The sequence below is a fragment of the Algoriphagus sp. genome (assembly GCF_039969895.1).
In the GTDB taxonomy this organism is placed as follows: Bacteria; Bacteroidota; Bacteroidia; order Cytophagales; family Cyclobacteriaceae; genus Algoriphagus.
The window spans coordinates 603,534-625,710 of record NZ_JBDVMZ010000012.1 but is presented as its reverse complement, the minus strand read 5'-3'; the positions used below and the strand labels follow the sequence as shown (position 1 = coordinate 625,710).

Here is a 22,177-nt window from a genome sequence, read left to right as displayed (position 1 = left end):
AAACTTGGATTAAAAACCCTTTTTTGCTTGATTGAATTAAATTTCACCTCCCCCAAATAGAATTAGATTAATGAAAAAGATCTGGATAGGAATTGCTGCATTAGTTATCACCATTGGCGCAGCATCTTCACTCCAATTTTTCGACCTTCCTTTTCAGACTGAAAAGGAACCTGAGATCGTAGAACCGCCTTTGTTAGACTCTCTAGCGAATCAGGTGTTTCTTTATGGTATCAATGTTACTGGGTTGAATATTGTAGAAGGCACTGTAAGTAAAAACCAAACCTTAGGCTCTATTCTGGCACCTTTTAATGTTCCTTATCAGATTATTGACCAGATCGCCAAAAAGTCAAAGGAGATTTTTGACGTGAGAGGAATAGCGGCAAATAAGAAATTCACTGTAGTGACTCCAGCTGATTCTTCCCAGGCAGCCTATTTTATCTACGAGCCAAATCCAGCAGAGTATGTGGTTTTCAATCTCGATTCCATAGATATTTACAAAGCCGAAAAACCTGCTGAATTCAGAACGAAAGAGGCTGGTGGAATTATCAATTCCAACCTTTCTGCTGACATGACTGGCCGGGGAGTGACTTATGATATCATAGATCAATTTGCCGATCTGTATGGCTGGTCTATTGATTTTGGAGCGTTGCAAAAAGGTGACAAATACAAAGTAACTTATCAAGAGAAAGTGATTGACGGAGTAGTTGTCGGTGTCTCAGATATTCAAACAGCCTATTTTGAACACAAGGGCGAGCCATTTTATGCGATTCCTTTTGAGCAAAATGGTGAGGTGACATTCTTCGATCAGAATGGGGATAGCTTTAAAAAAGCCTTCTTGCGAGATCCTTTGAAGTATTCAAGAATCAGCTCTAGATACTCACTAAAGAGATTCCACCCCGTACAGAAGCGCTACAAAGCCCACCTTGGGACAGACTACGCTGCACCAACAGGCACTGAAATCCGATCTGTAGGTGAGGGAACGGTTACTGATGCACGATATACTTCTGCGAATGGCAATTATGTGAAAATCAAACATAATGGAACCTATACCACCCAATACCTTCACATGTCCAAGATTGCCAAAGGCATCAAACCGGGAACGCGAATTAAGCAAGGCCAGGTGATAGGATATGTAGGAAGTACTGGCTTGGCCACTGGCCCACACCTATGCTTTAGATTTTGGAAAAATGGAAAGCAGGAAGACTGGTTAAGTGAAAAAATCCCACCTTCTGAGCCGATTTCCTCCGCAAATAAACTTGCATTCGAATCTACCAAAGCTGATTACATGGAGAGATTAGCACTGATTAGAATTCCAGGGGAACCAGAGAAGTTAGTAGCGCAAAAGGCTAAGCCAGGTGTGCCAGCTAAAAGCGAGTAGTCATTTTCGATAATCATACAAAAGCGCAGGTCTTCGGATTTGCGCTTTTTTTTGTACCTCTAGAAACTGTTCTCAAAATAAAGTCTTCTCATTTTATTTGATTTTAAATGTAATCTAGCTTCCTAGAGCCATTTTTTGTATGAATACGTTGATTCTACCTAAGTATAGGTAATGCACTTGTGCAATGATCCTGGAATTTTAAGAATTATCTTAGTTTTAGCAGGTGACAGTTAAAATCATGTTACTTTTTCCCACATCGCCATCTCTTGGCTAAAAGTCGATCGTTTGCGTCAATTCTATGCAATGAAAAAAGCGGAAAAGCCTGAAACCACCGGAAAGGGGATTATTTAAGATTTTGTTTTAGCTCATATTGACCTCAAAAATTATTAGGTAATTACGTTGGGTGCTGAGAATGTCACGCTATGCCTGATTTACTGGTCATTTGGGAACACGATGATGAACTTAAAGAGATAGTATTGCTTCGGGTGGGATCACACGCTGAATTATTTTCACTTTTAAGTTTCAGTTGCCTGAGTAGAGCGTTTTTCACCATAATGACATACTGGCTAGAGTATCGTCTGTCTCCATTATAACAGTTGTAAATAACTAATCACCATTTATTTCATTAAGATTTCCGCGCAAAATCTCCCCCTTTTCTAATTTTTTGTTTTTGCTTTTTGTCTTATGCGTAAACTCATCTCAGAAACCCCAATTATGCTTAGGCCAGGTGAGTTATCCACATTTTAAAAGGCAATGTTTTATGGAGTTACTAAAAAAAAGTACCAGAATTTGGCTTCAGGTGAGAAAGCGGATTGCATTAAAACTAAAAAGGGCTTTGTCATTGGTTATTGACAAAGCCCTTTTAAAGAAAGTTTGAATTTCACTTATTCTGTATCTTGAACGCTTTCATTCGGTGTAAGGGGATTTGATTTTCTAATCAACCCATCCGGCAACTCACCCTCTGTACTTGCCACTATTGTACAAACTGTGGCATCACCCGTGACATTCACTACCGTCCTGAACATATCCAAAATCCTATCAGGAGCGATAATCAAGGCAATACCTGCAGCCGGAACTCCGATGGATTCTAATACAATTATCAACATAATCAGTCCAGCTCCTGGAACTCCTGCCGAACCTATAGATGCTAAGGTAGCAGTCAAAACTATCATTAGCTGCTGAGTCAAACTAAGATCCATCCCCAAAGCCTGTGCGATAAAAACCGCTGCTACACCTTGGTAAAGGCTCGTTCCATCCATATTCACCGTAGCTCCCAATGGCAGCACAAAACTGGAAATCTCCTCCGACACACCTAATTCTTCCTCTACCTGCTTCATAGTAACCGGAAGCGTGGCCGAACTAGAACTGGTAGAAAACGCAAGTAGCTGAGCTGGTCTAATCGCTCTAAAAAAATCCAAATATTTTACCTTCGTAAAAGCCATCAAAATCAGTGGATAGATGACCATAATCATGGTGAGAAGTCCTCCCACTACCACCAAACTATATTTTAATAAAGCCATCAAAAGCTGGACAGCAGAGTCTGGGTTTTCACCAGCAATCTCCACAATCAAGGAAGCCATCAAAGCAAAAACTCCATAGGGAGCAATCATCATGATGTAATTCACGATTTGAATAATGACATCATTTAGCCCGTCGAAAAACGCAATTACAGGATCGGCTTTTTGTTTTGGAATTTGTAATAGGGCAATGCCCACCAGAATAGCAAAGAAAACAACCTGTAGCATGGCTGCATTATCAGTAGTCGCCCTGAAGACATTTTCTGGTACTATATCCACCAATGGCTGCAAAGGACTTTGTTTTTGCAATTCAGCTGCTTGTCCCACTCTGGAGCCGGCATCGCCTTCATACAGGCTCATCAGGTTCTCACGAGTCTCAGGTGGCAAACTTTTTCCTGGCTTGAATACATTCACTAGCACCAAACCAATAGTAACTGCAAGTACCGTCGTCACCAAGTAGGTCCCGATAGTCTTTCCACCTATTCTACTCAGTTTGGAAACATCTCCGAGATTAGAAACTCCGACGATCAAAGAAGCCAATACCAGTGGTACTGCAATCATTTTAAGTCCATTGATGAATATCGTTCCAAATGGCTTGATATAATCTATGGTGAAAGAATTGGGGATGGAAGTCTTGATGACCACTAAACCAAAAATCAACCCCAGAACCAGTCCGATGATAATTTGGGTGTGTAAGGGTATCTTTTTAAGCATATAAATGGGTTTAGAAGTCTTGCAGTTTATTACTTTTTGACAACAATATATAATCAGCTATGACTAAAGCGGCCATAGCTTCCACTATCGGTACAGCTCTGGGCACTACGCACGGATCATGACGGCCTTTACCTGATACGATCACCTCTTCTCCAGCTTCGTTCACCGAAGCTTGATCAGTCATAATAGTAGCAACTGGTTTGAAGGCTACATTGAAATAAATATCTTCTCCATTGGATATACCACCTTGGATACCTCCGGAGTGATTTGTTTTGGTTTTTACTTTATCTCCTTCTTGGAAAAACACATCGTTATGCAAGCTACCACGCATGTTCACCCCTTCAAATCCACTTCCATATTCAAAGCCTTTTACAGCATTGATACTCAGCATCGCTTTGCCCAGCTCAGCATGTAACCGGTCAAATACCGGCTCTCCAATTCCTACAGGCGTATTTTTGATCACACAGCTTACCACGCCGCCGATTGTATCCCGGTCTTTCCGTACCGAATCGATCAATTCAATCATCTCCTCAGCTAGTGTTGGGTCAGGACATCTCACGATGTTTTCTTCAGCTTTGGCAAGATCTAGTTTTGTATAACTTTTCGCCAACTTCAAATCGCCTACCTGAGAAACATAAGCCTGAATCGTAATTCCTTTAGTTTCCAAAAGCTGCTTTGCGATAGCCCCAGCTACTACACGTGCGGCAGTTTCTCTAGCAGAGCTTCTACCTCCACCACGGTAGTCTCTTAATCCATACTTTTCGAAATAGGTGAAATCCGCGTGAGAAGGACGAAATTTATCTGAAATATGGGAGTAATCTTTACTTTTTTGATCCGAATTATTGATCACTATACCTATCGGAGTTCCGGTAGTCACTCCTTCAAAAATACCGGATTTGATTTCAAACTCGTCCTCTTCTTTACGCTGAGTGGTGATTTTGGACTGACCTGGCTTCCTGCGTTGCATCTCTGCGATTAGCTTTGCCTCATCTATTTTGAGTCCTGCTGGGCATCCTTCTATGATTACCCCCAAAGCTAATCCATGTGATTCACCGAAGGTGGTGATCTTGAATAGCTTTCCAAATGAATTACCCATTATCTCTTTCTGATTATCAATACAGCCAGCATAGCCACTGCTAGTAGCAGCATCACATTGATAGCGACTGTAAAATAGTATTTATATTTCTCGTTTAAAAACCGATTGTCTTCTGAAGGAATCCGGTCGTACAAGCCACCTAGCCGCTGACTAGAAATAGCCTGATTGACTTTACTCTCGCCTACCACGGTGATCTTAGCCGCTGGTCTCAATGTATCGTAAACGGCACGTTCTGGATCAAAATACACCCATTCAAAATTCTTCCCAAGATCCACTTCTCCAGCTTCATTGATGGTGATGTAATAGTTAAATTCCTTTATACCAGATACTCTCCCGTAGCCTCTATTAATCTGCTGGCGAACATTTGGGTCGTAGGTGTTCAGATTAGCGACTGGTAGTCTTTTGGGTGCTGAGATGGCATTGATATTCCCCACTCCGCTGATGCCAAAATTATAATCAAAGCCTTGACCAGTCTCTACCTCTATAGAGGTGATGTTTTCTCTAACTTGAAATTGCCCCACGCTTACCTCATTTTTAAGTGGATGTGGCGGAAGTGGCTTGACTTTTATTGTCTTTGGATTGGAATAAAAAGTCTTAAAATCTTCTTGTCTATTGGCACCAAAGAATGTCGGGTTTTTGGCTATTTTATACTTTATCATTTCCCAGGGAATTCTCGGGATTTCTATTTCTCCTTCAGAAAATGGAAAAAAGGTAGCTTCATAGACCTTATATTTCGTCCAGCGTTTGCCATTGATCGTCACTTGTTCAGGATCGATATTGCTGATATTGAAGTTCTCCTCCCAGGCATTGGTAGGTTTGATTTTTTTCAAAATATCATCTAATTGCCTTCCTGGCTCATGGAAATTGAATGGGGCTTGATTCGCTTCCGACATATAAAACGCCAGACTTACATTGATTCCTTCACCCTGATACACTTCCTCTTTGTCCACAGAAACAGAGAAAAATGCATCATCCTCCATTTCCACATATTCTGGCTCCTCTATGGCTGACCTTCCAAAAAAATCCGCAAAGGGGTCAGTTGCGGCACCCCGCCCTGCGTTAGTACTAGCGGCTTCGCCGACGGTGATTTTCTTACCAGGAGAAGAATAGGCTTGACCATTAATCGTTAGTTCAAATGCAGGCAAAGTAAAATCTCCTTTTCTGCTCGGCTTATAATATTGAATAATACTATTTGAACTACTCATCTGCCCATTGATCAGGTTCATGGAGGAAGATTGAGAGATCCCTTGTTTTTGAAAACTTGGGATTTCCGGAAACTGATCGTAGGATTTGATTTTTTCGTTGCTGAGCGTTATTTTGATGGTAAAGGTTTCATTTAAACCAATCTCCGAAGCCCCAAGCTCAATCTGGACATCTTGTGCTACAACTATTCCTGAAAATAGGAAAAGACCATATACGAAAATGAATCGGGCAAGCGTTTTAATCATGGTTGCGAAAATAGGGAATATTCTACTCTTTGAATTCTAAAATAACGTAACATCTCCCTAAATGCCGCCGTAATTACACTTAAAATCAGTTAAAACCCTAAACTCTTTAAACTATGATAGAATATGTGAAGACTATCCTTCAGAAGGTCAGCTTTTCAAATTATCTATTTGAACGTGAGCTGAGAAAAGGCCTAAGACTAATCTGCCCCACCGAAATTCATGAATTCAAAGATTGGTGTTACCTGATGTTTGGCAAAGCGCACCACATAATTCTCAATCGGTATTTCGAACCCTCATTTTAGAAAGCAAAAGCCCCGACTTCAAAAATCGGGGCTTTTTTCATTTATGGTAAGTGGTTTAGTTAATATTTAATTCCACATGGGAACTAGTGGAGACCAAAAGCAAAATAAGAATTGGTCAATTTAAGAATTGAGGCCACTTCGATCACCCGTCTTCGGACTTCCTACCTGAAGCAAATGACCTATGGCGACTGGCATTAGTACGCATAATCAGATTGCTAATTAATCTTTCGTAGCAAAATCCGGATAGGCCCGCATGCTGTGCTCATTAATATCCAATCCTTCAGTTTCCTCTGCCTCATCCACTCGGATTCCAATGGTTTTCTTCAGGACAAAGAATATCGCTCCAGCAAAAATCACACAGAATACTCCTACTGCCACTACTCCAATCAACTGAGAGACTAACTGTCCTATTCCAGCCAAATCTCCGAATATACCCACAGCTAGGGTTCCCCAGATTCCACCGACTAAATGAACCGAAATTGCGCCTACAGGATCGTCAATTTTTACCTTATCGAAGAATACGACGGCAAGGACGATCAATCCTCCTCCTATCAAGCCGATGATAATTGAAGAATTGACACTCATCTGATCTGCTCCCGCAGTGATGCCTACCAGGCCAGCCAGGATCCCATTCAAAACCATCGTGATATCGTACGTTTTGAACATGAGATAGGAAACGATCAATGCGCCTATAGCTCCGGCAGCGGCAGCCATAGAGGTAGTCACAAATACTTTTGAAACCAAGCCTGGGTCTGCGCTCAAAACTGACCCACCGTTGAAACCAAACCAACCAAACCACAACAAAAACACACCCAAGGTGGCCAACGGAATATTATGTCCAGGAATAGCAGTCATACCTCTAGCAGTATATTTTCCTAGTCTAGGCCCTAGCAGCGCTGCACCTATCAATGCTCCCCATCCACCTACAGAGTGAACTATGGTAGAACCAGCAAAATCATAAAATGGAGTGTCAAGCGTATTCAGGAATCCTCCACCCCACTTCCACATACCTACTATAGGATAACAAATCCCAACATAGAGTACTGAAAAAAATATAAACGGCCCAAGCTTCACTCGCTCAGCTACAGCACCAGAAACGATAGTGGCAGCAGTGGCAGCAAACATTGCCTGAAAAATAAAATCCGTAAAATAAGTATATCCTGCATTGTAATTACTAGAATCCCAACCTTCAGGGAGAGTAAGGCCGAAGCCTGCAAAGCCGAAGAAGGTGCCAGCATAGTCTGCTCCTGGGTACATTAAATTGAATCCAACAAAAGCATAAGTCAAAAGCCCAATCGCTGGAATGATGGTGTTTTTGAATAAAATGTTAACGGTATTTTTTGAGCGTGTTAGTCCAGCTTCCAAGCTGGCGAAGCCCAAATGCATGAGGAAAACCATCGTCGTGGCTATCATCATCCATAAATTATTGACAGTAAATAGTTCTTGCATAGGTTTGAATAGTAAGGTGAGAGAAGAAAAAAGATTAAAGGGCTTTTTCGCCAGTATCGCTATTTCTGATACGGTAGGCTTCTAGGACATCATAGACAAAAATTTTCCCATCTCCGACCTGGCCAGTTTTTCCCTCCGTTAGGATACAGTTGATCACGGGTTCTACCAATTCTTCTACCGTTATAATCTCAATCTTAGTTCTGGGAATATAAGCCGGCTCATAGGGAACTCCTCGGTACATTTCCTGCCTCGCATGTTCTAGGCCCATCCCCTTCACTTCGTAAAAGGTGAGGAACTTCACGCCAAGACCTGCCACGCAAGTGTGGATCTGATCAAAGCGAGATGTTCTAATAATTGCTTCAATTTTTTTCATTTTTTTCAATAGGTCTAAAGGTTTTTTATGATAATGACATAAACCTAATCAGAAAATTAAATAAAAAACATTTTTAAGGTATTTTTTTACCCAAAATCCCAAATAAATGCATAGAAAATTTAAAACTTGGATTGAAAAATTACTTATAATATCGATTATCGTAAGTAAATCTGGCAACTACTGGTAAATATTAAACCCCATGTGCCAGTTCGAAACAAAGCAAAACCTTTGTCCCTCGCACATAAAAACATAATTTTGCGCACGTTTAACTAACGACCTATGACTCAGAAACCAACATTATTAGTACTAGCAGCAGGAATGGGAAGTCGCTATGGTGGGAATAAACAGATCGATGGATTTGGCCCTAGCGGAGAAACAATTCTTGAATATTCTATTTTTGACGCTATCAGAGCGGGATTTGGCAAAGTGGTCTTCATTGTCCGCGAGGAGATCCTCGAAGTAGCCAAAGAGAAATTCCTTCCAAAACTTGAGGGTAAAATCGAAGTGGATTGGGTAATCCAATCACTCGATAGCTTTGTGCCTTCAGAATTGAAGCAAGCAGACCGGAAGAAACCTTTTGGCACTGCTCATGCAGTACTTTGCGCTAAGGATGCTATCCAAGAACCTTTCGCTGTCATCAATGCCGATGACTTTTATGGCAAAGAAGCGTTTGATGCCATTGGTAAATTCCTTTCAACAGAAGTAAAGTCTGACCTTCACGCGATGGTTGGCTATGCGATCCAAAATGTCCTTTCTGAGCATGGCACAGTAAGCAGAGGTGTCTGCGAAACCAATGAAAAAGGTCATCTGATAGGGATGGTGGAAAGAACTTCTATCACCCGAGAGAATGGCAAAATCCTAAGTAAAGGAGAAAACGAAGTGTTGGAAATAGCAGAAAACACACCTGTTAGTATGAACTTCTGGGGCTTTCATCCGGACGTATTTGCTGACATAGAGAAAATGTGGAATGCTTTTCTTCCAGCAAACCTCGATAATCTTAAATCTGAATTTTTCATTCCAACTGTCGCTAATAATCTCATACAAGCTGATGAAGCGGCATTTGATATCTTGGAAGGTGGAAAAGTTTGGTTTGGTGTCACCTATACGGAAGATAAACCTGTGGTAATTGATTCCCTGAGAAATCTGCATGAGGCTGGAGATTATCCAGCTGATCTATGGAAATAAGTAAGAGGAGCTTCGGCTCCTTTTTTTATGACTCAGAGGTAATCACTCCATCTTCAATAGAAAAGAAAACCACTTCCGAATTCAACTCCTTTAAAATCATCTTCGATCGCTCAGGTCTCGCATCCGTCAGAAATATTTGTCCAAAGGTATGCTGAGAGATCAGCTTCATCAGCTGGGCAATACGTAGATCATCCAGCTTATCAAAAATGTCATCCAGTAGTAATATTGGCTTTTCTCCTTTTTCGATCTCGAAAATCTGAAACTGAGCAAGTTTAAGAGATATGATGTAAGACTTCTGCTGTCCCTGACTACCAATCTTCCGGATAGGATGCTCGCCTATCATAAAGCCGAAATCATCCTTGTGAATTCCAGCATTACTATTTTTGGTGATCAGGTCTTTTTTCCGCAGGCTTTTAAAATAATCTCCAAAATCGGCTCGCAAGGCTTCCGTTTCATAGATCACGCTGACTAGCTCCTGCCCTTGTGAAATCTCCGAATAATGACTTTGTAATAAGGGCGCCATTTCCGCCAGAAGCTCATTTCTTCTAGCAGCAAGGACACTACTAAGTTCAATTAACTCTAAATCGTACTTATCCAAAAGTGTAAAGTCCCGTCTGCCAGTCTCTGCAAATTTCTTCAGCAACGCATTTCGCTGCTTCAAAAAATGGTGGTATCGGATCAACTGATCCAAATACCCATGATCAAGCTGAGAAATCAACCCATCAAAAAACTTCCTCCGTCCCTCAGATCCGCCTTTGATCAATTCTGTATCATCAGGTGCAATTAAGACTAAGGGAATAAGTCCAACGTGCTCAGAGGTTTTCGCAAGTGCCTTTCCATTTTGATAGATTTGCTTCTTTTTCCCCTGCTCCACTGTGCATCTTACTTCCAGAGGTTTTGCCTCCGCGAGTTCGAATTGCCCTTTGATCGCAAAGAAATCTTTCTCATGCTGCACATTCAGACTATCACTGGATTGCACTGCACTTTTGGTCAACGAGAGATAATGAATCCCGTCCAGCACATTCGTCTTACCGCTACCATTCAAGCCTACGAAGCAGTTGATTTCTCTTGAAAATTTAAGTCGGGTCTTCTCATGATTTTTGAATTGTAAGAGTTCGAGGGACTTCAGGTGCATGAGATTGGGTAATTATTTCGAAGGGAGCCTGTTATTTAGGGCGGGTTGATTATATTTGGAACCTAAAATTAGCATATTTTCATCAGTACGATATGGCAAAGAAAACTGCAGCAACTAAATCCAAAGTAAAATATTCGAAAGAAACATACACCTTTTGGTATGAGAGCATGCTCTTAATGAGGAGATTCGAAGAAAAAGCTGGACAACTTTACGGTCAGCAAAAAATCAGAGGATTCTGTCATTTATATATAGGTCAAGAAGCTTGCGCCTCGGGAGCCATTTCGGCTTTGACCCCAGATGATAAGTGGATTACAGCTTACCGATGTCATGCTCATCCACTAGGATTGGGTACTGACCCTGGAGCTGTCATGGCTGAGCTTTATGGCAAAGCAACCGGAACTACCAAGGGAAAAGGTGGTTCTATGCACATTTTCGATAAAGAGAAAAACTTCATGGGAGGTCACGGAATCGTAGGAGCACAAATTCCTATGGGTCTTGGAATGGGCTTCGCTGAAAAATATAAAGGCACCAAAAACCTGGCAATATGCTACATGGGTGATGGTGCAGTACGTCAGGGAGCTTTTCACGAAGCGCTGAACTTGGCAATGCTTTACAAAACCCCTGTGATTTTCGTGATCGAAAACAACGGCTACGCAATGGGCACGGCAGTGAAAAGATCTTCGAACGTCGAAGACCTTTCTACATTGGGCGAATCCTATGACATGCCTTCTTTCGCTGTGGACGGAATGAACGTAGAGGCAGTACATGAGGCGGTAGCTGAGGCTGCGGATAGAGCAAGGAGAGGCGATGGGCCGACTTTGCTAGAAATGAGAACTTACAGATACAAAGGGCACTCCATGTCCGATCCTCAGAAATATAGAACTAAGGAAGAGGTAGAAGAATACAAGCAGCGTGATCCGGTAGAGCAAGTCTTGGCCACCATCAGAGAAAATAATATTCTCAGTGAAGAAGAGATCGAGGAGATCGTCAAAGGCGTAAAACAAAAGGTAACTGATGCTGTGAAATTTGCAGAGGAATCACCTTGGCCTGATGGACAGGATGCTTTCAAGGATGTATATATCCAGGAAGACTATCCTTTTGTAATGGAATAAATTAAAATAACGTAACGTCTTAAAAGCCATGAAGACAGAAAGCCTTCATGGCTTTTTTATTGGGCTTTGTAGAAAATATAAAAACCGTATATTTGCGGCTGAAATTTGAGTAGCATGGCAACGAAACAAAGTAATAAAGCACCTGAGCATCACAACGATTTAATCGAAGATCCTTCCGAAATCGCTGCGCGACTGGGCAAAGGTGAAGCTTTTGTAAAGCAGAATAGTAAAGTACTAGCAGGCGTCTTGATAGCCGCAGTAGTTTTGATCGGAGGAATCCTATTTTTCCAAATCAATAATCAAAACCAAAATGAGGAAGCACAAAAGGAAATGTTCCAAGCGGTGTATTTCTTCGAGCAAGACAGTGTTCAACTTGCCCTGAATGGCGATGGCATCAATGCTGGTCTTCTTAACATCGTAGAAGAATACCCAAGAACTGACGCTGCAAATCTTGCGCATTTCTATATTGGGTCTATTTATCTTTCTGAGAGAAACTACGAACAAGCGATCACTGAATTGGAGCAATTCTCTACTGATGATTTCTTGGTTCAGGCAAAAGCCTACTCTTTAATAGGAGATGCTAACATGGAGCTTGGCAATATTGATGAAGCGATTTCTAACTACAAGAAAGCAGCTGAGTACGATGAAAATAAATTTTTCACGCCTAAGTATTTGACCAAACTGGCAATCGCTTACGAAACCGCAGGTAAAACTCAGGAAGCTATCGCGGCTTATGCAGAGATCGAAGATAAATATTTCGAGTCTTTCGAATTTGCTGCTGCACGAAAACACAAAGCTCGCTTAGAAGGTCTTGCCTCTAAGTAATGCTTTCTCTATAGCATACTAGAAGAGTAAGGCCCTGTGGTCTTACTCTTTTTTTGTTTAAACAAACTCTCATCTCTCCTGATCCAACATCAGTCAACCCTGGATCATTAAGACTTACAGTCATGATTCTTGGCTCTTGATACTTGATACTCAAAAACTCTGATTCTAAAAACTCAGTTTTTCCATCCAAAAATTAAAAAGTAATCCAATATGGCAACTTCACTAAAAAGTCTCAGCGCACATTCTTCCAAAAACGTGAAAGACATGAGCGATAAAACGTTTGGCATCATCGTATCCGAGTGGAATGAAGACGTAACTGAAGCACTCTTTTCTGGCGCATATCAGACACTTATAGAAAACGGAGCGAAGAAAGAAAACATCATTCGTAAGAATGTTCCAGGATCTTTCGAACTGACCCTTGCTGCGCAGTGGCTAGCCCAGGAAGAAAGCATCGACGCTGTGATCTGTTTGGGTTGTGTGATTCAAGGTGAGACTAAGCACTTTGACTTCATCTGCGATGCTGTAGCTCATGGCATAACCAACGTAGGATTGAAATACAATAAGCCGGTAATTTTTGGAGTACTGACACCAAATACTCAAGAGCAAGCCATGGATCGCGCAGGTGGTAAGCATGGCAACAAAGGCGATGAAGCGGCTATCACGGCTGTGAAAATGCTTGGATTCTAAGACAAAAACCTAGTAACCTATAATCTCTATACCTATGAAAATCATGAAATTTGGCGGCACTTCTGTGGGCCGTCCAGAACGCATGCACCAGGTGAAAGACCTGATCACCCGAGGTGATGAATCTAAAATTGTCGTCCTTTCCGCGCTTTCCGGCACGACCAATTCGTTGGTGAGTATTGGAGAAGCGCTGGCAGCGGCAGATAAAGTACTGGCAAAGTCAAGAATCGATGAGCTCCATGCGCATTACAATGATTTTTATCCTCAATTGGTCAAGACAGAAGTAGCCAGAGAAAAAGCTCAAGAAATCATCAAGGAGCACTTTGAATTTTTGAACATCCTATTGAGAATCTCTTTCAACGAGGCGATCAATCGTGACATTCTAGCCCAGGGAGAATTACTTTCTACCAAGCTATTCCATACACTTTTGGAAGAGCTGGAGATTCCGGCAATATTCCTTTCTGCACTTGACTTCATGAGTATTGATGAAAATGCAGAGCCGGAACTTCAAAAAATCTCAGATCGATTGAAGGCAATACTTGCCCAGCATCCAGAAGAATCAATCTTCATTACCCAGGGTTTTATTTGCAAAAACCACCTGAACGAAGTGGACAACCTGAAGCGTGGTGGATCGGACTATACCGCCTCTCTCGTGGCAGCAGCTATCCAAGCCACAGCTTGCGAGATCTGGACAGATATCGATGGGATGCATAATAACGATCCTCGCATCGTAGATAAGACGCGTCCAATCGCTGAAATGTCTTTTGACGAAGCGGCAGAGCTCGCTTACTTCGGAGCCAAAATCCTGCACCCAGCATCTATCTGGCCAGCACAGCAGTTTAATGTGCCTGTCAAATTGCTCAATACCATGCAACCTGAAGCTCACGGAACCTTGATCAAAGCTGAAGTAGATTCTGTGGGTGTAAAAGCAATCGCTGCCAAAGACGGAATCACAGCCATCAAAATTAAATCCAGTCGAATGCTTTTGGCTTATGGTTTCTTGAGAAAGGTGTTCGAAATTTTTGAAAAGTATAAAACGCCTATTGACATGATTACTACTTCAGAGATCGCTGTATCGGTTACAATTGATGATTTGAGCCATTTACAACAGATATTAGCTGAGCTAGAGACTTTCTGTAGTGTGGAAGTTGACCGAGACCAGACTATTATTTGTATCGTAGGAAATATGGTCTCTGAAAGCAAAGGAGCTATCCAATCCGTTATCGATTCACTCATAGAATATCCTGTACGAATGGTTTCATTCGGAGGTAGTCGTCACAATGTTTCCGTGCTGATCGATTCAAAATTCAAAAAAGAAGCACTTCAAAGCCTCAATCAAGACTTATTTACCTGGTAAAAAAGATAGCCGGCCTAGCGCCGGCTATTTTATTTAGACTCATTCTTATTACTTTTGATGAATGTCAGTTGAAAAGGATAAACCTGGATTTCTTCAGCGCCTACAAACCAAGTGGAAATTGGACAGCCTGCTTCAGGTCGTTTTAGTTCTGGTTGTTTTTGCCTGTACCGGATTCACCATACTTTTTATAAAGAATCCCATCCTGGACCTATTTGGTGTGGAGAAAGGCGGATTTGTCAACACAGTTCTGTATCTACTTTTAGTTCTTCCTTTATACCAAATCATCTTACTGATCTACGGCTTTATTTTCGGTCAATTCAACTTTTTCTGGGAAAAAGAGAAGCAGTTTTTCAGGAGGATTGGAGGAATGTTTTCTAAGCGGAAATAACATTTTAACCACAGAGCTCGCAGAGATTTGCGCAGAGGACCCAGTTTATAATTTATTTAGAGGAATTACCCAATTTTTCAATTTTCAAATTTTACAATATTTCAATCCAATCAAGAAATCCTACTCCAATTCACCGCAGTTTTCTTCTGCTGCTTGATCTGTCGGAGAACTGGTGCATTTTCTGGCTGAAGCAATTCTGGATCATTTGCTAAAAGTTGCTGTACTGCATCCCTAGCCAAAGTCAAAATCGGCGCATCCTTGCTTAAGTCCGCAATCAACAAATCAGTAATCCCACTTTGCTGAGTTCCCATCAAATCTCCAGGACCACGCAAACGCAAATCCACATCAGCGATCTCAAAACCATCATTTGTGCGAACCATCGTCTCCAATCGAACCCGTGAATCCTTAGAAAGCTCATACTTGCTCATCAGCACACAATAACTTTGCTCGGCACCTCTTCCCACTCGGCCCCGTAGCTGATGCAACTGTGATAGTCCAAAGCGCTCAGCATTCTCTATGATCATCACCGAAGCATTGGGCACATTCACTCCAACCTCGATCACTGTCGTCGCTACCATTATTTTCGTCTCGCCCTTCACGAAACGCTGCATTTCGTATTCTTTGGCGTCAGCTGTCATACTCCCATTCACTATACTTACCGGATAGTTTGGAAAAGCACGTGAGATACTTTCATATCCGTCCATGACATTTTTCAAATCCATTTTCTCAGATTCTTCGATCAAAGGATAGACAATATAAACCTGCCTCCCCTTCTTGATTTCTTGATTTATAAAACCGAATACTTTTAATCGGTCTTTGTCATAGCGATGGACGGTCTGTATAGGCTTCCTTCCTGCAGGCATCTCGTCGATCACCGACACATCCAAGTCCCCATACAACGTCATGGCAAGAGTTCTCGGAATAGGAGTGGCCGTCATGACCAGCACATGTGGGATGAACTCCTCATTCTTCGCCCAAAGTTTCGCTCGCTGGGCTACGCCAAAACGGTGTTGCTCATCGACTATGGCTAAGGCTAAATTTTGAAATTGAACCACATCTTCCAAAAGCGCGTGTGTTCCGATCAGGATTTTAAGTTCGCCGGAAAGTAGTTCTTCATGAATGATTTTCCGTGTTGATTTCTTAGTTGATCCAGTCAGCAAGGCGATTTTCAACCCCATCATTTCGGCAAATCCCTTCAATCCGGCATAATGCTGCGTTGCCAAAATCTCTGTTGGAGCCATCAGGCATGCCTGTGCACCAGAGCTAATCGCAATCAACGCACAGATAAATGCGACCATCGTTTTCCCAGATCCCACGTCTCCTTGTATCAGCCGGTTCATCTGCTTACCTGATTTCAAATCTCCATAAGCTTCCCGGATTACACGCTTCTGAGCATTTGTCAGTTCGAAGGGAATATGATTGGTGTAGAATTCGGTAAGTAGCTCCGTATTATTTAGAATTTGCCCATGGAACTTCTCCGTTCTTGTGATTTTCATCATCAGCAGGCGCAGCTGCAGAAAGAAAAATTCCTCGAATTTCAATCTTCTCCTAGCTCTTTGAAGCAAATCTGGCTTGGTAGGAAAATGAATCTCACGAATAGCTGTCTGCTTATCGATCAATTGATATTGCTCCTTGATCTGAACCGGAATCGTCTCTTGAATGTGGGGAATACAAACCTGAACCAGCTGCTCCATAATTTTGGAAATCCCTTTGGAATCCAAAAATCTGGCTCTCAGCTTTTCCGTGGTTGAATAAACAGGTTGGAAATTATTACGAGTTTCGTTTGCTGTAGTCAGCGGCTCCATCTCTGGATGTGCGATACTCCATTTGTGCCCAAACTGAGCAGGCTTTCCCAGGAAAATAAAGACCCCACCAGTCACCAAATATTTTTGAACCCAAGCGATACCTTTGAACCAAGTCATTTCCATTTCCCCGGTCTCATCTGCCACGTGAGCGACCAATCGCTTTTTATTGCCCATCCCTACAAGCTCCACTTTTCGAATTTTGGCGATCACCTGCACCGCTTCCATCTCAGCATGCAATTCACGGATTTTGAAAAACTTCGTCCTGTCTTCGTAGCGAAATGGATAATGCTGTAACAATTCCCCGAAGGTGAAAATATTCAACTCCTTGTTGATCAGAGCGGCGCGCTGAGGACCTACTCCTTTGAGAAATTCTATCTTAGTATCAAAAAAACTGGACAAGGACTATTGATTTTTGGGAAAGACAAATTAAGTCCACTCAACTCAAATGACAATAGATAGACTGGAATTGTCAGAAATCAATTTTAAAAGTGCGTGACCAACTTCAAGATTTTTTGCAGCTCAGGCTGGGCAGCTTGAAGGCTTTTTAGTAAAAGCATCTGATTTTTTGCGCGATGAAAATTCTGCTCCGAATATTCCACTTTATAGTAAATATTCCCCTGCAAATGATCCGTTAAAAATCGAAGACCCATAATGCAGGTCATCACCTCCCCGGCTATTAATAAGGAAGCCGCCTCCTCCTTCGTCGCCAACGTTTTCACACCTTCCCAATAACCTTTTAACAAGTGCTCAAAAACCGGTATTTCAAACTTAATCTCGTCCCACTTCTGACTAGTCTCAGGCACAGAACATGAAACAGTTCGTACCAAATCCCCAAAATCATACATCAAATACCCACTCATCAACGTATCCAAATCGACCAAAGCCTCCACTTTTTGAAAGTCATTTGAAAAAATCAAGTTATTGATTTTGGTATCGTTGTGAGTTAGACGTTCAGGTAGGGTCTTTCGAAATTTCTGATAAGAGGCGATTAGATCCGTTTGCCCCAAGTAAAAATCCACTAGTGCCTGATCATCTTTTGTAATAGAAACCTTACCAGCTGCTACTTGGTAGAGCTTTGCGAAGCGTAAATCCAACCGATGAAAATCAGGAATACACTCTTTCAATTGTGCTGTATCCACATCCTTACCCCACTCAGCAAACACCCCGTAAGCGTTTGCCGCTAAATAGGCTTGATCAAGAGAAGAGATTTCTTGAATCGTCTGACCCGAGACAAATTCAAACAAACGAAAAAGCTTTCCCTTCCATTCAGTGATAAGTTTACCGTCGGAATTGGGAATCGGAAGAGGTAAACTAAAGGGTAATAGGCCGTCATTACCTTGTGATTTGACCTGCCGCTGATTGTGCGTGATACGTTCAGGAAACTGAAATACTCCCTTATTAAATTCCTGTAGGATAAATTTTGACCCTTCTGATTCTATCAAATAGGTGCCATGAATGAGACCTGCACCAAAAATAGAATACGTGAAATCTTCAGATGTACTGAGCGAATAGGCAGCTAGAATGCTGGCGACATTTTCCTTAATCATGCCCCAAAGCTATAGGATACCATTTAGAATGAACTTGAAAAAAATAAAATTATACTAGAGAAATCGCTCACCACGACAAAATTCTGAGTAAACTTCTGAGGCATACTTTTCCCATTTGGCAGAAAATAAATACATTAGCAAAATTTATTATTTAAGTTTAAATTCATTTTAGAAAAAATTTAAAGAACTTATAAATCCCAAAACCTATGAATGTTACCTCCATTGATTGGGCAATCATTGCCGCTTTCTTTGTAATCTCCCTACTGATAGGGCTATATACATCGAAAAAAGCTGGTTCCTCTGCCAAAGAATTTTTTCTATCAGGCAGAAATATGCCATGGTGGTTGCTAGGTGTATCTATGGTAGCGACTACCTTTTCAGCAGACACACCCAACTTGGTGACAGATATCGTTCGAAAAAATGGCGTAGCCGGAAACTGGGCATGGTGGGCATTCTTGCTGACAGGTATGCTTACGGTCTTTGTTTATGCCAAATTATGGAGAAGATCTGAAGTTACTACTGACCTGGAATTCTACGAATTACGCTATTCGGGTAAAGGCGCTGCCTTCTTGAGAGCTTTCAGAGCAATTTATTTAGGAGTCTTTTTCAATGTCGTGATCATGGCGACCGTATCTCTCGCTGCTATCAAAATCGGCGGAATTATGCTAGGCTTAGAGCCTTATGAGACTTTGCTTATTGCATCTGTGGTCACGGTGATTTATAGCTCTCTGGGTGGTTTAAAAGGGGTCTTGCTAACTGACTTCTTCCAGTTTTTCATCGCAATGATCGGTGCATTTGGAGCGGCTTATTACATTCTTGATCTGCCAGAAATTGGTTCTTTGAATAATCTCCTTACGCATGAAAATGTAGTAGGCAAACTAGATTTTCTTCCTGACTTCTCAGATCCCAATGCCTACATTCCGTTGTTCCTGATGCCAATAGCTATACAATGGTGGGCAACTTGGTATCCTGGTGCTGAGCCTGGAGGCGGAGGCTATATCGCGCAGCGCATGCTTTCGGCAAAAGACGAAAAAAATGCAATCGGAGCTACTTTGTTTTTTAATGTTGCTCACTATGCTCTACGCCCTTGGCCTTGGATTCTAATTGCTTTGGCATCGTTGATTGTTTTTCCTAACGTATCTGATATCTCCGCGGCCTTCCCTAATATCCCTGTAGATAAACTTGGGGATGACTTGGCTTACTCGGCCATGTTGACCTATCTACCTACAGGCCTAATCGGGATAGTGCTAGCATCTTTGATTGCAGCGGTGATGTCCACACTTTCTACTCACCTCAACTGGGGATCTTCCTACATTGTGAATGATTTCTACCTGAGATTCATGAAGCCAGAAGCTTCCGACAAGGAGCTTGTAGCTGTGGGAAGAATTTCCACTGTGGTGCTCATGGGACTTTCGGCTGTATTAGCCTTAGCACTCTCCAGCGCCTTAGATGCATTCAACATTCTACTTCAAATCGGCGCAGGAACAGGCCTAATCTTTATTCTAAGATGGTTTTGGTGGAGAATCAACGCATACACTGAAATCTCAGCTATGGCAATTTCCTTTGTGGTAGCTATCTTCTTTGAAGTGATTAATCCTAAGGTAAATTGGATTTTGATTCCAGAAAATCAGGCCTATCTGAAATTAATTTACAGCGTCTCAATTACCACAATTGGGTGGTTGCTCGTGACTTTTTTAACAGCACCAGAGAAAGACGCAGTATTGCTTTCCTTCTACAGAAAAGTAACTCCAGCTGCATTTGGATGGAAAAAAGTATTGGATCGCTATCCAAATGAGCGCCAGGTAATCGGTCAGCTTCCAAAAGAAATCGGTCTGATGATGATAGGGTCAGCGATGATCTATGCTGCGCTATTCTCTACAGGATTCTTTATCTACGGAAATCTATTGGGAGGAATCATTGCTGCCGCCATCGCTATAGTAGGCGGAGTGGTTATATTCAGATCTTGGAAAAACCTTAACTAATCATCAAACTTGACAGAATTCATCAGGTGGATCATATCCTCCTTGATGAATTCTATCACAGGTGATAGCGAATCATTTTTCATCGCAGTATTAAAGTATAGCGCACCTCTGAGAAAGTTATCCGTCGAGTCTGTAACAAAAAACTGGAATTGCGTAGGCACCTCTCCGGTAAGTTCGGCCACCACCCCCGTATAGCCCTGCGGAGTCAATAATACTGCTTCTTCTATCCCATAGGCTTTTACTTGGTGTTGAGAAGTCAACCTGAACGCATCACTGGACAATTGCTTGAAATTGACCTGATCACCATCAATTCGCTTATAGGTGAGATGTACTTTCGCCCCAAAATCAGCATAGTTCAAATTGACCCAAGCCTTCTCCGCCATGTTAAATGAATCAGGCTCTATGCTAGAATAGCTTGAATAATCGAGTTGATAAGGATAGCCCTCGGTGAGTTTTTCAAAAGAATGCTCAGGCAAATCAATACGGTTGTATCCAGGTGGTTTTGGCAGGTAAGTCTGATCACAGCCTACCAGGCTTACAAATAGCAAACCAATCCAAAAGTGTTTCCTCATGGCTTAAAATTAGACAAAGTGTTTGATTTGGCTGGAGAATAAATGAAATTTAACCAAACAACCAATCTCTATACCTATGAAAAAAGCACTACACTACCTTTCGGGCGCCATGCTGTTTACCTGTTTAATAATGGTTTCTACAACCGCATCAGCACAAACAACCAAGGCAGAATTTATGAGCAAATGGCAAAACAGCAAGCAATTTACCTTAGACGTGCTTGACAAAATGCCAGATTCTGGAATGGATTATAAAACTGATCCAGAAGCAATGTCTTTCAAAGAACAGATCTATCACATAGGGAATGCGATCGTAGGAATATCACAAGGTTTTCTAAAAGGCGGCGATCCTGGTTTTACGCTTGAGCTTGCTTCCGCATCAAAGGCAGATTTGGCAAACTATGTAGCAAAATGCTATGACTACGGTACTATGACGATGAAGGCATTATCAGAAGCTGACGGTGCCGAGACATTAGAAGTTTTTGGAAATACAGTATCTAGACGTCAGGTAATGGCTTTGATAATGGACCACGCCACACATCACAGAGGGGCTGCGATCGCCTATTTGCGTGCTGAAGGGGTGGAGCCTCCTGCATTTGTTGGTTTCTAATCACTACTTTATTTCATATAAAAGCGGCAATGATTAAGTTCATTGCCGCTTTTTAATGCTGAAAGTTTACTCTCTTATCCAGGCTACTTTTTCCTCCATACTATCTCTTTTGCCATCAGGCCAGGTAAGAGTCGCAGGCTTGGCTACGTAGAAAAAGCCCATCAATGCATCCTCGCCTTCCAATCCGTAGTCTTCCCGAGCCTCAGCCCAGAAAGTAGGACCGCCCGTTCCCCAATAGGCTGCTAATCCATGTGCTGAAGCCGTCAAATACATATTCTGAACAGCCATAGAAACTGCAGCAATCTCTTCCATCAAAGGAATTCCTTGGGATCTTTTCAGAATGATTGCGATCATGTGAGATGCCTTCAATGGCTGTTGCTTAAATTTCTCATACGTACCCTCTAAAAATGGCGTACCGTTCTTCTCCGCCCTTAGCTTATACATAGCTGCTTGATAATCTGCAAATTTTTTCAAGCCTTCTCCTGTATAAACTATAAATCTCCACGGCTGTGTCAATTTATGTGTGGGGGCCCAGCGTGCATTCTCTAGCATTTCCTCAATGATCGCGTCATCTACAGGATCATTTTCTTTGAACTGTGCGGGAAACATGGATCTACGTCCGCGGATAATTTTATTTACTTCTTCGATGTTGAAATCGGGCTTTTGCATGTATTGCTTCTTAGTTATAATTGTTCTTAATC

19 protein-coding genes are annotated in these 22,177 nt (G+C 41.9%); 9 read left to right on the top strand and 10 right to left on the bottom strand.

Annotated features, from left to right (window positions below; translation table 11 throughout):
* Window positions 1-70: 70 nt before the first annotated feature.
* Window positions 71-1,378: a peptidoglycan DD-metalloendopeptidase family protein gene (locus ABJH64_RS08925; protein WP_348274868.1), complete on the top strand. Its 1,308-nt coding sequence runs from the start codon at window positions 71-73 to the stop codon at window positions 1,376-1,378.
* Window positions 1,379-2,262: 884 nt separating this feature from the next.
* On the opposite strand, the gene ABJH64_RS08920 is transcribed toward ABJH64_RS08925, so the two are convergent.
* From ABJH64_RS08920 to ABJH64_RS08900, 5 genes are all read right to left on the bottom strand, one after another.
* Window positions 2,263-3,609: a dicarboxylate/amino acid:cation symporter gene (locus ABJH64_RS08920; RefSeq protein WP_348274867.1), complete on the bottom strand. Its 1,347-nt coding sequence runs from the start codon at window positions 3,607-3,609 to the stop codon at window positions 2,263-2,265.
* Window positions 3,610-3,619: 10 nt separating this feature from the next.
* Entirely contained in the window at window positions 3,620-4,705 is a 1,086-nt protein-coding gene (aroC, locus tag ABJH64_RS08915; RefSeq protein WP_348274866.1) for a chorismate synthase, read from the bottom strand.
* On the bottom strand, window positions 4,705-6,153 hold the full coding sequence (locus ABJH64_RS08910; RefSeq protein WP_348274865.1) for a BatD family protein: 1,449 nt from the start codon (window positions 6,151-6,153) through the stop codon (window positions 4,705-4,707). The genes aroC and ABJH64_RS08910 overlap by 1 nt, the downstream gene beginning before the upstream one ends.
* Before the next feature lie 521 nt (window positions 6,154-6,674).
* A complete protein-coding gene (gene amt, locus ABJH64_RS08905; protein WP_348274864.1) occupies window positions 6,675-7,904 on the bottom strand; it encodes an ammonium transporter in 1,230 nt (409 codons plus the stop codon).
* 34 nt (window positions 7,905-7,938) lie between these two features.
* Window positions 7,939-8,277 (bottom strand): P-II family nitrogen regulator, encoded by a 339-nt coding sequence (locus ABJH64_RS08900; protein ID WP_348274863.1) that lies wholly within the window; start codon window positions 8,275-8,277, stop codon window positions 7,939-7,941.
* A gap of 279 nt (window positions 8,278-8,556) precedes the next feature.
* On the opposite strand from ABJH64_RS08900, the gene ABJH64_RS08895 reads away from it, so the two are divergent.
* Window positions 8,557-9,462 carry a sugar phosphate nucleotidyltransferase gene (locus tag ABJH64_RS08895; protein WP_348274862.1) on the top strand — a complete coding sequence of 302 codons (906 nt, stop codon included), beginning with the start codon at window positions 8,557-8,559 and terminating at the stop codon, window positions 9,460-9,462.
* Between the two features lie 25 nt (window positions 9,463-9,487).
* Here ABJH64_RS08895 and ABJH64_RS08890 read toward each other — a convergent pair whose 3' ends face one another.
* Window positions 9,488-10,597 carry a DNA replication/repair protein RecF gene (locus ABJH64_RS08890; RefSeq protein WP_348274861.1) on the bottom strand — a complete coding sequence of 370 codons (1,110 nt, stop codon included), beginning with the start codon at window positions 10,595-10,597 and terminating at the stop codon, window positions 9,488-9,490.
* A 92-nt stretch (window positions 10,598-10,689) separates the two neighbouring features.
* On the opposite strand from ABJH64_RS08890, the gene pdhA reads away from it, so the two are divergent.
* From pdhA to ABJH64_RS08865, 5 genes are all read left to right on the top strand, one after another.
* Window positions 10,690-11,709 carry a pyruvate dehydrogenase (acetyl-transferring) E1 component subunit alpha gene (pdhA, locus tag ABJH64_RS08885; protein WP_348274860.1) on the top strand — a complete coding sequence of 340 codons (1,020 nt, stop codon included), beginning with the start codon at window positions 10,690-10,692 and terminating at the stop codon, window positions 11,707-11,709.
* Between the two features lie 114 nt (window positions 11,710-11,823).
* Window positions 11,824-12,534 (top strand): tetratricopeptide repeat protein, encoded by a 711-nt coding sequence (locus tag ABJH64_RS08880; protein WP_348274859.1) that lies wholly within the window; start codon window positions 11,824-11,826, stop codon window positions 12,532-12,534.
* Window positions 12,535-12,744: 210 nt separating this feature from the next.
* Complete coding sequence (gene ribH / locus ABJH64_RS08875) at window positions 12,745-13,221, top strand: 6,7-dimethyl-8-ribityllumazine synthase (protein WP_348299110.1); 477 nt, start codon at window positions 12,745-12,747, stop codon at window positions 13,219-13,221.
* A 34-nt stretch (window positions 13,222-13,255) separates the two neighbouring features.
* Entirely contained in the window at window positions 13,256-14,575 is a 1,320-nt protein-coding gene (locus ABJH64_RS08870; protein WP_348274547.1) for an aspartate kinase, read from the top strand.
* A 61-nt stretch (window positions 14,576-14,636) separates the two neighbouring features.
* Window positions 14,637-14,963 (top strand): DUF6787 family protein, encoded by a 327-nt coding sequence (locus ABJH64_RS08865; RefSeq protein WP_348274546.1) that lies wholly within the window; start codon window positions 14,637-14,639, stop codon window positions 14,961-14,963.
* A 110-nt stretch (window positions 14,964-15,073) separates the two neighbouring features.
* Here the strand turns inward: ABJH64_RS08865 and recG are convergent, their stop codons facing one another.
* Window positions 15,074-17,167: an ATP-dependent DNA helicase RecG gene (gene recG, locus ABJH64_RS08860; RefSeq protein ID WP_348274545.1), complete on the bottom strand. Its 2,094-nt coding sequence runs from the start codon at window positions 17,165-17,167 to the stop codon at window positions 15,074-15,076.
* An 83-nt stretch (window positions 17,168-17,250) separates the two neighbouring features.
* Window positions 17,251-18,315 carry a phosphotransferase gene (locus ABJH64_RS08855; RefSeq protein WP_348274544.1) on the bottom strand — a complete coding sequence of 355 codons (1,065 nt, stop codon included), beginning with the start codon at window positions 18,313-18,315 and terminating at the stop codon, window positions 17,251-17,253.
* Between the two features lie 206 nt (window positions 18,316-18,521).
* Here ABJH64_RS08855 and ABJH64_RS08850 point away from each other — a divergent pair, with 206 nt between their 5' ends.
* Window positions 18,522-20,297, top strand: a complete 1,776-nt coding sequence (locus ABJH64_RS08850) for a sodium:solute symporter family protein (RefSeq protein ID WP_348274543.1) — start codon at window positions 18,522-18,524, stop codon at window positions 20,295-20,297.
* On the opposite strand, the gene ABJH64_RS08845 is transcribed toward ABJH64_RS08850, so the two are convergent.
* On the bottom strand, window positions 20,294-20,869 hold the full coding sequence (locus ABJH64_RS08845) for a gliding motility lipoprotein GldD (RefSeq protein ID WP_348274542.1): 576 nt from the start codon (window positions 20,867-20,869) through the stop codon (window positions 20,294-20,296). The genes ABJH64_RS08850 and ABJH64_RS08845 overlap by 4 nt on opposite strands.
* Window positions 20,870-20,945: 76 nt before the next feature.
* Here ABJH64_RS08845 and ABJH64_RS08840 point away from each other — a divergent pair, with 76 nt between their 5' ends.
* Window positions 20,946-21,476 (top strand): DinB family protein, encoded by a 531-nt coding sequence (locus ABJH64_RS08840; RefSeq protein WP_348274541.1) that lies wholly within the window; start codon window positions 20,946-20,948, stop codon window positions 21,474-21,476.
* Window positions 21,477-21,542: 66 nt separating this feature from the next.
* Here ABJH64_RS08840 and ABJH64_RS08835 read toward each other — a convergent pair whose 3' ends face one another.
* Complete coding sequence (locus tag ABJH64_RS08835; RefSeq protein WP_348274540.1) at window positions 21,543-22,145, bottom strand: nitroreductase; 603 nt, start codon at window positions 22,143-22,145, stop codon at window positions 21,543-21,545.
* Window positions 22,146-22,177 lie beyond the last annotated feature (32 nt).

Coding starts and splice junctions, on each gene's coding strand:
- ribH (WP_348299110.1), top strand. CDS start 12,745: ATGGCAACTTCACTAAAAAGTCTCAGCGCACATTCTTCCAAAAACGTG.
- aroC (WP_348274866.1), bottom strand. CDS start 4,705: ATGGGTAATTCATTTGGAAAGCTATTCAAGATCACCACCTTCGGTGAA.
- ABJH64_RS08850 (WP_348274543.1), top strand. CDS start 18,522: ATGAATGTTACCTCCATTGATTGGGCAATCATTGCCGCTTTCTTTGTA.
- pdhA (WP_348274860.1), top strand. CDS start 10,690: ATGGCAAAGAAAACTGCAGCAACTAAATCCAAAGTAAAATATTCGAAA.
- ABJH64_RS08870 (WP_348274547.1), top strand. CDS start 13,256: ATGAAAATCATGAAATTTGGCGGCACTTCTGTGGGCCGTCCAGAACGC.
- ABJH64_RS08900 (WP_348274863.1), bottom strand. CDS start 8,277: ATGAAAAAAATTGAAGCAATTATTAGAACATCTCGCTTTGATCAGATC.
- ABJH64_RS08925 (WP_348274868.1), top strand. CDS start 71: ATGAAAAAGATCTGGATAGGAATTGCTGCATTAGTTATCACCATTGGC.
- amt (WP_348274864.1), bottom strand. CDS start 7,904: ATGCAAGAACTATTTACTGTCAATAATTTATGGATGATGATAGCCACG.
- ABJH64_RS08835 (WP_348274540.1), bottom strand. CDS start 22,145: ATGCAAAAGCCCGATTTCAACATCGAAGAAGTAAATAAAATTATCCGC.
- ABJH64_RS08865 (WP_348274546.1), top strand. CDS start 14,637: ATGTCAGTTGAAAAGGATAAACCTGGATTTCTTCAGCGCCTACAAACC.
- ABJH64_RS08840 (WP_348274541.1), top strand. CDS start 20,946: ATGAAAAAAGCACTACACTACCTTTCGGGCGCCATGCTGTTTACCTGT.
- ABJH64_RS08880 (WP_348274859.1), top strand. CDS start 11,824: ATGGCAACGAAACAAAGTAATAAAGCACCTGAGCATCACAACGATTTA.
- ABJH64_RS08855 (WP_348274544.1), bottom strand. CDS start 18,315: ATGATTAAGGAAAATGTCGCCAGCATTCTAGCTGCCTATTCGCTCAGT.
- ABJH64_RS08890 (WP_348274861.1), bottom strand. CDS start 10,597: ATGCACCTGAAGTCCCTCGAACTCTTACAATTCAAAAATCATGAGAAG.
- ABJH64_RS08920 (WP_348274867.1), bottom strand. CDS start 3,609: ATGCTTAAAAAGATACCCTTACACACCCAAATTATCATCGGACTGGTT.
- ABJH64_RS08895 (WP_348274862.1), top strand. CDS start 8,557: ATGACTCAGAAACCAACATTATTAGTACTAGCAGCAGGAATGGGAAGT.
- ABJH64_RS08910 (WP_348274865.1), bottom strand. CDS start 6,153: ATGATTAAAACGCTTGCCCGATTCATTTTCGTATATGGTCTTTTCCTA.
- ABJH64_RS08845 (WP_348274542.1), bottom strand. CDS start 20,869: ATGAGGAAACACTTTTGGATTGGTTTGCTATTTGTAAGCCTGGTAGGC.